The 12,183-nt window shown below is 62.7% G+C and carries 11 protein-coding genes; 10 read left to right on the top strand and 1 reads right to left on the bottom strand.

What is annotated here, in order from left to right:
* Positions 1–47 precede the first annotated feature (47 nt).
* Genes NIBR502773_RS12435 through NIBR502773_RS12425 form a run of 3 tightly spaced genes read left to right on the top strand, consistent with a single transcriptional unit; the run spans position 48 to position 2,513 of the window.
* Positions 48–1,073, top strand: coding sequence for an aminoglycoside phosphotransferase family protein (locus NIBR502773_RS12435; RefSeq protein WP_141156143.1), 1,026 nt, complete (start codon positions 48–50; stop codon positions 1,071–1,073).
* Positions 1,070–1,744, top strand: coding sequence for an N-acetylmuramate alpha-1-phosphate uridylyltransferase MurU (gene murU / locus NIBR502773_RS12430; RefSeq protein ID WP_141156142.1), 675 nt, complete (start codon positions 1,070–1,072; stop codon positions 1,742–1,744). The genes NIBR502773_RS12435 and murU overlap by 4 nt, the downstream gene beginning before the upstream one ends.
* 1 nt (position 1,745) lies before the next feature.
* Positions 1,746–2,513, top strand: coding sequence for a TerB family tellurite resistance protein (locus NIBR502773_RS12425; protein ID WP_027605906.1), 768 nt, complete (start codon positions 1,746–1,748; stop codon positions 2,511–2,513).
* Between the two features lie 44 nt (positions 2,514–2,557).
* Here the strand turns inward: NIBR502773_RS12425 and NIBR502773_RS12420 are convergent, their stop codons facing one another.
* A complete protein-coding gene (locus tag NIBR502773_RS12420; RefSeq protein ID WP_141156141.1) occupies positions 2,558–3,532 on the bottom strand; it encodes an alpha/beta hydrolase family protein in 975 nt (324 codons plus the stop codon).
* Positions 3,533–3,609: 77 nt separating this feature from the next.
* Between NIBR502773_RS12420 and NIBR502773_RS12415 the strand changes: the two genes are divergently transcribed.
* The 7 genes from NIBR502773_RS12415 to NIBR502773_RS12385 all read left to right on the top strand — a co-directional run bounded on the left by NIBR502773_RS12415 (position 3,610) and on the right by NIBR502773_RS12385 (position 12,121).
* Positions 3,610–5,604, top strand: coding sequence for a histidine kinase (locus tag NIBR502773_RS12415; protein ID WP_141156140.1), 1,995 nt, complete (start codon positions 3,610–3,612; stop codon positions 5,602–5,604).
* An 18-nt stretch (positions 5,605–5,622) separates the two neighbouring features.
* On the top strand, positions 5,623–6,252 hold the full coding sequence (locus NIBR502773_RS12410; RefSeq protein ID WP_027605903.1) for a response regulator transcription factor: 630 nt from the start codon (positions 5,623–5,625) through the stop codon (positions 6,250–6,252).
* Positions 6,253–6,477: 225 nt separating this feature from the next.
* Positions 6,478–7,590 carry an ABC transporter ATP-binding protein gene (locus NIBR502773_RS12405; RefSeq protein WP_065871779.1) on the top strand — a complete coding sequence of 371 codons (1,113 nt, stop codon included), beginning with the start codon at positions 6,478–6,480 and terminating at the stop codon, positions 7,588–7,590.
* Between the two features lie 43 nt (positions 7,591–7,633).
* Positions 7,634–8,674 (top strand): ABC transporter substrate-binding protein, encoded by a 1,041-nt coding sequence (locus NIBR502773_RS12400; RefSeq protein ID WP_141156139.1) that lies wholly within the window; start codon positions 7,634–7,636, stop codon positions 8,672–8,674.
* 94 nt (positions 8,675–8,768) lie between these two features.
* The gene (locus NIBR502773_RS12395; RefSeq protein ID WP_027605900.1) at positions 8,769–10,016 is read left to right on the top strand and encodes an ABC transporter permease; all 1,248 of its coding nucleotides are present in this window, start codon (positions 8,769–8,771) and stop codon (positions 10,014–10,016) included.
* Positions 10,017–10,028: 12 nt separating this feature from the next.
* On the top strand, positions 10,029–10,853 hold the full coding sequence (locus NIBR502773_RS12390) for an ABC transporter permease (RefSeq protein ID WP_017739612.1): 825 nt from the start codon (positions 10,029–10,031) through the stop codon (positions 10,851–10,853).
* A gap of 119 nt (positions 10,854–10,972) precedes the next feature.
* Entirely contained in the window at positions 10,973–12,121 is a 1,149-nt protein-coding gene (locus NIBR502773_RS12385; RefSeq protein WP_065925379.1) for an iron-containing alcohol dehydrogenase, read from the top strand.
* Positions 12,122–12,183: the final 62 nt, after the last annotated feature.

Below are 12,183 nucleotides of genomic sequence, written 5' to 3'. Positions count from 1 at the left end.
ATAAAGCATGCCCCGCTTGACGGCTAGCGCCGTCGGAGACCCTTGTAATGCCCGAGCAAGATCTACGTTTACAACAGCTGGAAGTCTGGCTGGATGAGCAGTTGCCGATCCTTTTCAACGCTCAAGGCTGGGGTGCCGTACCCCCGGCCACATTGACCGCGGCCAGCAGCGACGCGAGTTTCAGGCGCTATTTCCGCTGGGACGGCGGCGGTCGTACGTTCGTGGTAATGGACGCTCCGCCTCCCCAGGAAAACTGCAAACCTTTCGTCGATATCGCGTATTTGCTCTCCACTTCGGGAATAAATGTTCCGAAAATTTATGCACAGGACTTGCCGCGAGGCTTTCTTTTGCTCAATGACCTGGGCAGAAAAACCTACCTGGACGTGATAACCGACGAAAACGCCGATCAATTGTTTGCCGATGCCATCGACGCCTTGCTGGCTTTTCAGCAGTTGCCGATGGACGCACCACTGCCCAGCTATGACGTCGCCTTGCTGCGCCGTGAACTCGAATTGTTTCCCGAATGGTACGTGCGCCGACACTTGGGTATCGAGTTGGATACTCGGCAGCAGGCACTTTGGCAGCGTGTCAGCGATCACCTGATCGACAGTGCCCTGGCGCAACCCAAAGTGCTGGTGCACCGCGACTATATGCCACGCAACCTGATGATCAGCGAGCCGAACCCTGGCGTGCTGGATTTCCAGGATGCGGTGTATGGTCCGGTCACCTACGACATCACCTGCCTGTTCAAGGATGCCTTCCTCAGTTGGCCCCAGGCCCGCGTGCGCGAATGGCAACGCGGCTATTGGGAGCGTGCGGCCCAGGTCGGCATTCCGGTACAGCCGGATTTCGAAGACTTCCTGCGCGCCAGCGATCTCATGGGCGTGCAGCGCCATCTCAAGGTCATCGGCATCTTTGCGCGCATTTGCCATCGCGACGGCAAGCCACGCTACCTGGCCGATGTACCGCGCTTCTTTGCTTATATAGAAGCGGTGCTGGCCGATCGTCCGGAGTTGAGCGAGCTGGCTGAGTTACTGACCAGCCTGCGCCAACCTGCAGAGGTCAGCCTATGAAGGCCATGATCCTGGCCGCCGGTAAAGGCGAGCGGATGCGTCCGCTCACCTTGCACACCCCCAAGCCGCTGGTGCAGGCCGGCGGCAAGCGCCTGATCGAGTACCACCTGGAGGCGCTGGCCAAGGCCGGCTTTACCGATGTGGTGATCAACCATGCCTGGCTCGGCCAGCAGATCGAGCGCTACCTGGGGGATGGCGCGCAGTTCGGCTTGCGTATCCGCTACTCCCCGGAGGGCGAACCGCTGGAAACCGGCGGCGGGATCTTCCAGGCGCTGCCCTTGCTGGGGGATGAGCCGTTCCTGGTGGTCAACGGCGATATCTGGACCGACTACGACTTCAGCCGCCTCAAGCAGCCGCTCAAGGGCCTGGCTCATCTGGTGATGGTCGACAACCCGGTACATCACCCCTCTGGCGGTGATTTCTACCTTGATCAGGGCTTGCTTCATGATGCGGCGCCTGGTGCCGATAACCTGACCTTCAGTGGCATTTCAGTGCTCGACCCCCGGCTGTTCGAGGGTTGCAGCGCCGGTGCCTTCAAGCTGGCGCCGCTGCTGCGTGCGGCCATGGCGAAAGGTTTGGTAACGGGGGAACACATGGCGGGACGCTGGATTGATGTCGGCACGCTGGAGCGCCTGGCGCACGTCGAAAACCTGCTGACAGCGGGGCAGTAGCATGTTGTGGCCAGGGACGCTGATCGGCGCCGGGGCTGGCTTTGCCATTGCCAGTATTCCGGGGGCCTTGTTGGGTGCGCTGTTGGGGCAGGCGCTGGATCGCCGCCTGCAACTGCACAGTTGGGCACAGTTGCGCGAGCGCTTGGGCGGGCGTCCGGCGTTACGCAATGACGAGTTATTGTTTGTGTTGCTCGGGCGCCTGGCCAAAAGCAACGGGCGTGTGGTGGACGGGCATATCCAGCAGGCGCGGCAGGAAATGCGCTCACTGGACATGACCGAATCGGCCCAGCGCCGCGCGATTGCGGCGTTCAACCGCGGCAAATCCGGTTCCGACCGGGTACGCCGCTACCTGCGTGTGCTCAAGGCCCAGCCCCATGCGGCGGAAGGGGTGTTGCGGGCGTGCTGGCGGATGGTCTGGGCGGACGGCAAGGCAGACGCCGCCGAGCGTGATTTGATCGACCTGTGGGGGAAATGGTTGGGCTGGACGCCGCAACAGCTCCAGGCGTTGGCGGCCGACTACACACCTGAGCGCAAGCCGCTGGTCAATCGTGGCACGACCTACCAGGAAGCGTTGCGCTTGCTCGGCGTGACCGCTACCACCGAGCCGTCGGTCATCAAGCGTGCCTATCGCCGCTTGCTGAGCCGTCATCACCCGGACAAGGTGGCCGGCAGTGGTGCCAGCCCCGCGCAAGTGCGCGAGGCGACCGAGCGCACCCGTGAATTGCACAATGCCTATTCATTGATTCGCGAGCGCCGGGATTTTCGTTAGAGGCCACTCTTTCACGGATAACCACATTGGTTCTGTGCTGATCCTCAGTCGGCGCTGGCCTGGGGGCTCAACCAGCCGCGAACCCGGCGATACAACTGTTCCTGCTCGGCGGCGCTGTTGCCGGGCAGGGTCTTCAATGACACCTGCTTATAGCCGTCATTCTTCAAGCGCTTCGCGGCCTGGGCGCGTTCCAGGGCGTTGTTGCGTGCTTGAGCGGTGTCTTGATAGAAGACGTCCGCCGTTGGCAGCTTCAGCGCCGGCGCCAGTTGCTGCACATCCGGATGACGCCCGGCAGGCGTCTGGGCGGCAACCATCACGAGCTTCTGCACCTGGGAGGGTTGTTTTTCAGTCAGGTATCGCGCCGCCCACCAGGCGCCGGTGCCATGGCCCACCAGCACCACCGTGCGTGCGCTCTGGGTCTGGGCAAAAGCCACGGCGGCATCGATGCGCGCAAAGATGCGCGAGGCGTCGGTCTTGTCCTGTTCGTCGGCACCCGGGACCACCGCCGGGTCGGTGCCTTCCGCCTCGGCGCTGGCGGCTTGCTCGATCGGCTTGTCGGCGGTGCTCGCGTCTTTACTGCTGGTGTCGACGGTGGCGTTGGGTGCTTCCATGACGCGCGGTGGCAGGGTGTCCATGCTCACGTCCGGTAACGACAGGCTGAGGCTGCCCCAATTGGCATCCGGCAATTTACGTCGCAACGGGCCGATTGCTTGCGGCCAGTCAGCATTTTCGCCGGCGCCGGGTACGATAATCACCACGCCTTCGGGCTCGGCGCTGTTGGCCGGTTTCCACAGGGCAAGGAAGGAATCGCTGCCGGCCTGCAACTGTTGCTGCTCTTGCTGCGGGATTTTGCGTTCCAGGGCGGCGGCCTCTTCCTGGCTACGCTCGGGCAGGGGTTGGCGTTCGACGGGTTTTTCGGCAGCCGGTGCCGGTGCGTCTTCAGCCTGCACAGAAAAGGCACTGGTAAACAGCAGTGACAGGCACAATGCTGGCAGTGCCGAACGGTTTCGATAGGACATCGTTGATTTCCGGCCAGAAGTGATTCCAGCAGCCTAATGGGTTGGTCAGTATTTGTCAGTGATGTGAGACGTGGATCATGGGTTTTCGCTGTCTGCTGGTTATCGGCTGTTTGTGCCTTGCCTTGATGGCAAACGCTTCGCCCGCGCCCGCCACACCGCAGGCGCAGCTGAATGCGCCGCAGCGCGAATGGCTGGCCCGGCACCCGGAGCTGCGGGTGGGCGTGGTCTTGCAGGCGCCTTACGCGCAATACGACCGACGCCTGCAGCGCTTGTCCGGGGCGAATGTCGAGTTGATGCAGTGGCTGGCCAAGGCGCTGAATATCGAGCTGACCTGGCGCAACTTCCCTGATCAGGAGCAGTTGGAGGCAGCCGTACGCGACGACGAGGTGGACATTGCCCCTGGCCTGCAGCAAACCCCGGCCGGTTTGCGCCTGTGGCAGTTCACCGACCCGTATATGCGTGTGCCTCAACACATTGTCGGCATCCGCGAGGGCGGTGGTGCCGTGGAGCTGGAGAAGCTCGACGATCAATCCCGTGTGGCCGTGCGCATGCCCAGCGCCGTGGCCGATTACCTGCGCAGTACCTATCCCGGCCTCAACCTGCAAGGCGTGCCCATGGAGCGCCAGGCCTTGCAGCTGTTGGTCAGCCAGCAGGCGCGTTATGCCGTGGTGGATGAAGCGCAATTAAGCCGCTTGTCCGCAGAGGCCGAGTTCAGCGGGCTGGCGGTGGTCGGGGACATCGGCCTGCCGCAATTGCTGCGGGTTGCCACGCGCCGGGACTGGCCGGAACTGGCCGGCATCATGGAAAGTGCCCTGAGCGCGATCCCGGCCCGCGACCTGGATCAACTGCACAGTCGCTGGCTGCAACCCAAATACCCACGTTTATCCGAATCCAAAGGCCTCTGGCAGAACCTCAGCCTGCTGCTCGGCCTGTTGCTGCTCGCCAGCCTGGCCGTGGTGTTCTGGCAGCGCCGCCAGCAACGTGTGCTGGAGCATGGCCTGCTGGCCGCCCGCGAAGAAAGCGCGGCCCGTGCCGCCGGTGCCGAAGCGCTGCGCTTGACGCAGTTCTCCATCGACCAGAGCACCGTCGGCATCCTCTGGGTCAACTGGGACAGCCATGTGCGCTACGCCAATCGTGCGGCCGAGAGCATGCTGGGTTACGAGCCCGGTGCGCTGATCGAACGGCCGCTGGTCGACCTCGACCCGACCCTGGATATGGACCGCTGGCTCAACCTGTGGAAGCGCGCACGGGCCAGCGAAGAAGGGCCGCAGAACTTCGCCACTGATTGTTTGCGCGCCGATGGCAGCATCCTGCCGGCCAACGTGTCCTTGAGCTTTCTGCGATTTGCCGAGGCCGAATACCTGGTTGTCTACCTGAACGATGTCACCGAACTGCGCCGCACCCTGGCCGCCCTGATGCAAAGTGAGGCGCAACTGCGCGAGTTGTCCGCCCACCTGGAAACCGTGCGCGAAGAAGAAAAGGCCCGCATCGCCCGGGAAGTGCACGACGAACTCGGGCAAATGCTCACGGTGCTCAAGCTGGAAACCTCCATGTGCGAGCTGTCTTATGCGCAACTGGATCCTGGCCTGCACGAGCGCTTGAACAGCATGAAGCGCCTGATCGCCCAACTGTTCCAGTTGGTGCGGGACGTGGCGACGGCGCTGCGCCCGCCGATTCTCGACGCCGGGATTGCCTCGGCCATCGAATGGCAGGCGCGGCGTTTCGAAGCGCGCACGCAGATTCCCTGCCTGGTGCAAGTGCCGGATAACCTGCCGGCCTTGAGCGATGCCAAGGCCATCGGCCTGTTCCGTATCCTGCAAGAGGCGCTGACCAATGTGATGCGCCATGCCCAGGCGCATACTGTCGAACTGACCCTGGCGGTGGAAGGCACCGACCTGCGGCTGACCATCAGCGACGATGGCGTCGGTTTCGTCCAGGCCCAGGGGCGCCCGGTGTCGTTTGGCCTGGTGGGGATGCGCGAGCGGGTGCTGATCATGGGCGGGCAACTGAGCCTGGACAGTCAATTGGGCGAGGGCACCACTCTGAGTGTCACGGTGCCGTTGGATGCATAACGATAAGAGGAAGCCCTTGTGATCCGTGTACTGGTAGCCGAAGACCACACCATTGTTCGTGAAGGCATCAAGCAATTGATCGGCCTGGCCAAGGACCTGCTGGTGGTGGGCGAGGCGAGTAATGGCGAGCAGTTGCTCGAGACCTTGCGCCATGTGCCTTGCGAGGTAGTGTTGCTGGACATCTCGATGCCAGGCGTCAATGGCCTGGAAGCGATTGCGCGCATTCGGGCGCTGAGCAATCCGCCGGCGATCCTGGTGCTGTCGATGCACGATGAGGCGCAAATGGCCGCCCGCGCCTTGAAGGTGGGCGCGGCGGGCTACGCCACCAAGGACAGCGACCCCGCGCTGCTGCTGATGGCGATTCGCAAGGTCGCCGCCGGCGGACGTTACATCGACCCGGACCTGGCGGACCGCATGGTCTTCGAGGTCGGGCTGACGGATTCAAGGCCCTTGCATTCGCTGCTGTCCGAGCGTGAGTTCTCGGTGTTCGAGCGCCTGGCCCAGGGCGCCAACGTCAATGACATCGCCCAGCAACTGGCGTTGAGCAGCAAGACCATCAGCACCCACAAGGCGCGGCTGATGCAAAAGCTCAATATCACCTCCCTGGCCGAGCTGGTGAAGTACGCCATGGAGCACAAGCTCCTCTAACCACATACCCAATAACGACACCCCCGAAACACCGCCGAACCCATTCTTGCCGCTTGCAGCTCGCCTCTTGCAGCTGCCCTGTCCCATCCCCGCCATCCGTGTAGGGCGATCCCTACCCCAAACCTTCCATCCGGCTGATGCCATTCTCTCCTGGCCCCCGATTTTCGGGGTCTCGCGCCTGGACTACGCTTGTGCCACAGCAGTCCAAAATACAAAGGTGCGGGTATGAGCGAGGTGGATTCAAATGATGTGCTGGTCAGCTTTCGTGGCGTGCAGAAGAGCTACGACGGCGAGAACCTGATCGTCAAAGACCTCAACCTGGAGATTCGCAAGGGCGAGTTCCTCACCCTGCTCGGGCCTTCCGGTTCGGGCAAGACCACCAGCCTGATGATGCTGGCCGGCTTCGAAACGCCGACCGCCGGTGAAATCCAGCTGGCCGGACGCTCGATCAACAACGTGCCGCCGCACAAGCGCGACATCGGCATGGTGTTCCAGAACTACGCGCTGTTCCCGCACATGACGGTTGCCGAGAACCTCGCGTTCCCGCTGTCGGTGCGGGGCTTGAGCAAGACCGATATCAGCGAGCGGGTCAAACGCGTGCTGAGCATGGTCCAGCTCGACGCCTTCGCCCAGCGCTATCCGGCGCAACTGTCCGGCGGCCAGCAGCAGCGTGTGGCCTTGGCCCGGGCGCTGGTGTTCGAGCCACAATTGGTACTGATGGACGAACCCCTCGGTGCCCTCGACAAGCAACTGCGTGAACACATGCAGATGGAGATCAAGCACCTGCACCAGCGCCTCGGCGTGACCGTGGTGTACGTAACCCACGACCAGGGCGAAGCCTTGACCATGTCCGACCGCGTGGCGGTGTTCCACCAGGGCGAGATCCAGCAGATCGCCGCGCCACGTACCTTATATGAGGAGCCGAAGAACACCTTCGTCGCCAACTTCATCGGTGAAAACAACCGCCTCAATGGTCGCCTGCACAGCCACACCGGCGAGCGCTGCGTGGTGGAGCTGGCGCGCGGCGAGAAGGTCGAGGCGCTGGCGGTGAACGTCGGCCAGATCGGCGGCCCGGTGACCCTGTCGGTGCGCCCTGAGCGTGTCAGCCTCAATGGCTCCAGCGAAAGCTGCGTCAACCGTTTCTCCGGGCGGGTGGCGGAATTCATCTACCTGGGCGACCACGTGCGCGTGCGCCTGGAAGTCTGCGGCAAGGCCGATTTTTTTGTGAAACAACCGATCGCCGAGCTGGACCCGGCGTTGGCGGTCGGCGACGTGGTACCGATTGGCTGGCAAGTCGAGCACGTTCGCGCACTCGACCCACTTCTAGAGGCGAATTGATCGCCCCATGGCTTCACCAACCCTGCACGTGGAGAGAACAACAATGTTGAGATCCCTGAAATATTCCGTCCTGGCCCTGAGCTTGATGGGCGCGACACAGGCCATGGCTGGCCCGGACTTGACCGTCGTGTCCTTTGGCGGTGCGAACAAGGCTGCACAGGTCAAGGCTTTCTATGCACCTTGGGAAAGCGCGGGCAACGGCAAGATCGTCGCCGGCGAGTACAACGGTGAGATGGCCAAGGTCAAAGCCATGGTCGACACCAAGAGCGTGTCCTGGGACCTGGTGGAAGTGGAGTCGCCGGAACTGTCCCGAGGCTGTGACGAAGACATGTTCGAGCCGCTGGACCCGAAACTGTTTGGTAACACCGCCGACTACGTGAAGGGCGCGATCCAGCCGTGCGGCGTGGGCTTCTTCGTATGGTCGACCGTTCTGGCCTACAACGCGGACAAACTGGCGTCTGCGCCAACCAGTTGGGCGGATTTCTGGGACACCAAGAAATTCCCGGGCAAGCGCGGCCTGCGCAAGGGCGCCAAGTACACCCTGGAATTCGCCTTGATGGCCGACGGTGTTGCACCGAAGGACGTGTACAAAGTGCTGGCCGGCAAAGATGGCCAGGACCGTGCGTTCAAGAAACTCGACGAACTCAAGCCCTCGATCCAATGGTGGGAAGCCGGCGCACAACCGCCGCAATACCTTGCCTCGGGTGACGTGGTGATGAGCTCGGCCTACAACGGCCGCATCGCCGCGGTGCAAAAAGAAAGCAACCTGAAAGTGGTGTGGAACGGCGGCATCTACGACTTCGACGCCTGGGCCATCCCTAAAGGTCTGGCCAAGGAGCGTGCCGAAGCGGCGAAGAAATTCATCGCCTTCTCGGTGCAGCCGCAGCAGCAGAAGACCTACTCGGAAAACATCGCCTACGGCCCGGCCAACACCCAAGCCGTACCGTTGCTGGCCAAGGACATCCTCAAGGATATGCCGACTACGCCGGAAAACATCGCCAACCAGGTGCAGATCGACGTGAGCTTCTGGGCGGATAACGGTGAACAGCTCGAGCAGCGCTTCAACTCCTGGGCTGCCAAGTAACACTGCATAACCCTGTGGGAGGGGGCTTGCCCCTCCCACAAGGGATTTCTTGTGTGTGAAAGATTGCATTCATTTTCAAGATTCGGAGTCAGCCATGGCCATCGCCGTTCCCTCGAACGAGGTCAACAGCCCCACCCTCAAGCAGCGCCTGGCGCGTGCCGAGCGGCTCAATCGCTGGAAGGCCCAGGCCTTGATCGCGCCGCTGGTGCTGTTTTTGCTGCTGGTGTTCCTGGTGCCGATTGTTGCGCTGCTGTTTAAAAGCGTCGGCAACCCGGAAGTGGTAGGCGGTTTGCCGCGTACCGTGGTGGCGGTGACGGCCTGGGACGGTCGTGGTCTGCCGGGTGAGCCGGTGTACCAGGCCCTCAGTGAAGACCTGGGCGAGGCGCGCAAAAACCAGACCCTGGGCGATCTGTCCAAACGCTTGAACATGGAACTGGCCGGCTATCGCAGCCTGCTGACCAAAACCGCGCGGGCGCTGCCGTTTACCGAAGCGCCTGGCTCTTATAAAGAAGCGCTGGAAAACCTCGACGAACGCTGGGGCGACCCGGCGTACTGGCAGGCGATCCGGCGCAATACCAGCAGCCTGACACCGTTCTACCTGCTGGCGGCCGTCGATCACCGAATCGACGACCTTGGCGAAGTGGCCCCGGCCACCCCGGACCAGGCGATCTACCTGGACATCTTCGCCCGCACCTTCTGGATGGGCCTGGTGATCACCGCCATCTGCCTGCTGCTGGCTTATCCGCTGGCGTATTTGCTGGCCAACCTGCCGGCGCGCAAAAGCAACCTGCTGATGATTCTGGTGTTGCTGCCGTTCTGGACCTCGATCCTGGTGCGGGTGGCGGCGTGGATCGTGCTGCTGCAATCCGGCGGGCTGATCAACAGTGCGCTGATGGGCATGGGCCTGATCGACAAACCCCTGGAGCTGGTGTTCAACCGCACCGGGGTCTACATCTCCATGGTGCATATCCTGCTGCCGTTCATGATTTTGCCGATCTACAGCGTGATGAAAGGCATCTCGCCCACCTACATGCGTGCGGCGATCTCCCTGGGCTGTCACCCGTTCGCCAGCTTCTGGCGCGTGTACTTCCCACAGACGTATGCCGGTGTCGGCGCCGGCTGCCTGCTGGTGTTCATCCTGGCGATTGGTTACTACATCACCCCGGCACTGCTGGGCAGCCCGAACGACCAGATGGTCAGCTACTTCGTGGCCTTCTACACCAACACCAGCATCAACTGGGGCATGGCGACGGCGTTGGGCGGCTTGCTGCTGCTGGCGACCGTGGTGCTGTACCTGATCTATAACCGGCTGGTGGGCGCCAGCCGCCTGCGCCTGAGCTGAGGAGACCTTGCGATGCTGAGCCCTTATATGTCACCGGTGGAACGGGTGTGGTTCTACAGCTTGCGGATCCTCTGCGGCTTGATCCTGTTGTTCCTGATCTTGCCTGTGCTGGTGATCATCCCGCTGTCGTTCAACAGCGGCAGTTTCCTGGTGTACCCGTTGCAAGGCTTCTCGCTGCACTGGTACCAGGATTTCTTCGCCTCGGCGGAATGGATGCGCGCGTTGAAGAACAGCATCATCGTCGCCCCGGCCGCCACGGTATTGGCCATGGTGTTCGGCACCCTGGCGGCGATCGGCCTGACCCGTGGGAATTTCCCCGGCAAGGCGTTGGTGATGGCCCTGGTGATTTCGCCGATGGTGGTGCCGGTGGTGATTATCGGTGTGGCCAGCTACCTGTTTTTTGCGCCACTGGGCCTGGGCAACAGTTTCTTCTCGCTGATCGTGGTGCATGCCGTGCTCGGCGTGCCGTTTGTGATCATCACCGTGTCGGCGACCTTGCAGGGTTTCAACCACAACCTGGTACGGGCCGCGGCCAGCCTGGGTGCCTCGCCTTTGACGGCGTTTCGCCGGGTAACCTTGCCGTTGATTGCACCGGGGGTGATCTCCGGCGCGCTGTTTGCCTTCGCGACGTCGTTCGATGAGGTGGTGGTGACCCTGTTTCTCGCCGGCCCCGAGCAAGCGACCCTGCCGCGCCAGATGTTCAGCGGCATCCGCGAAAACCTCAGCCCGACGATTGCGGCGGCGGCGACCTTGCTGATTGCCTTCTCGGTGTTGCTGTTGCTGACCCTGGAGTGGCTGCGTGGGCGTAGCGAGAAACTGCGCACGGCCCAGGTCTAAAGCCCGGCACAGCCCCTCCCACAGGGGGGGGGCTGTGACCATTCAGCGCCTGAATGGAAGACAACCCGATCCAGTCAGCTACTCTTGTGCCAGCCCATCACCGATAAGAGGCCGCGCACATGAGTACTTCCTCATTCAAGATCGCCCACAAACTGCTGACCGGCGCTGGCGCCATTGAGCAACTTGCCGCCGAGCTGACGCGCCTGGATGTGGATAACCCGTTGATTGTCACCGATGCGGCGCTGGTCAAGTCCGGCACGGTGGCGCTGGCACTCGAACACCTGGGTGAGCGCCCTTACGAGATTTTCGACCGCGTGCTGCCCGACCCGGAAATCTCCATCGTCGAAGACTGCATGCAGGCCTATCGAGACGGCGGCCACGACGGCCTGATCGGCCTGGGCGGCGGCAGTGCCATCGATATTGCCAAAAGCGTTGCCGCCTATGCCGGTTACCACGGCGCCCTGGCGGACTTATTTGGCGTCGACCAGGTGCCGCGCAAGGGCCCGCCGCTGATCGCCATCCCGACCACGGCCGGCACCGGCTCGGAAGTGACCAATGTGGCGATTCTTTCCGACAAGGTCGCGCAGTTGAAGAAAGGCATCGTCAGTGACTACCTGCTGCCGGACGTCGCGCTGATCAGCCCGCAAATGACCCTGACCTGCCCGCGCAGCGTCACCGCCGCCAGTGGCGTGGATGCGCTGGTGCACGCGATTGAGTCCTACCTTTCCCTGAACGCCTCGCCGATCACGGATGCCTTGGCCATCGGGGCGATCAAGCTGATCGCCAAGGCGCTGCCCAAGGCCTACGCCAACCCGGCCAACCTGCAGGCCCGCGACGATATGGCCACCGCCAGCCTGATGGCCGGCATGGCCTTCGGTAATGCCGGGGTGGGCGCCGTGCATGCGTTGGCCTACCCGCTGGGCGGGCGGTTCAATATCGCCCATGGCGTGAGCAATGCGCTGTTGCTGCCCTACGTGATGCACTGGAACAAACTGGCCTGTGTCGAGCGCATGCAGGACATTGCCCAGGCCATGGGTGTGAATGTCAGCGGCCTGAGCGTCAACGATGCCGCCGACCAGGCGGTCGAGGCGATGACGCGATTGTGTGCCGCCGTGGAGATTCCTTCCGGCCTGCGCAGTTTCGGGGTTCCCGAGGACGCCATCCCGGCCATGGCCACGGAAGCGGCGGGTATCGAGCGCCTGATGCGTAACAACCCGCGCAAGCTCAGCGCGGCCGATATCGAGAAAATCTATCGGGCGGCGTACTAGCCGTTGAGTTAGGTCACGGTGCGCAGGGCAAAGCATGAGGTATACAATGCGCGCCATCGTGA

The organism is Pseudomonas sp. NIBRBAC000502773 (genome assembly GCF_006517195.1).
GTDB lineage: Bacteria > Pseudomonadota > Gammaproteobacteria > Pseudomonadales > Pseudomonadaceae > Aquipseudomonas > Aquipseudomonas marginalis.
The sequence above is the reverse complement of the archived record's forward strand: the minus strand, read 5'-3'. Positions and strand labels throughout refer to the sequence as shown.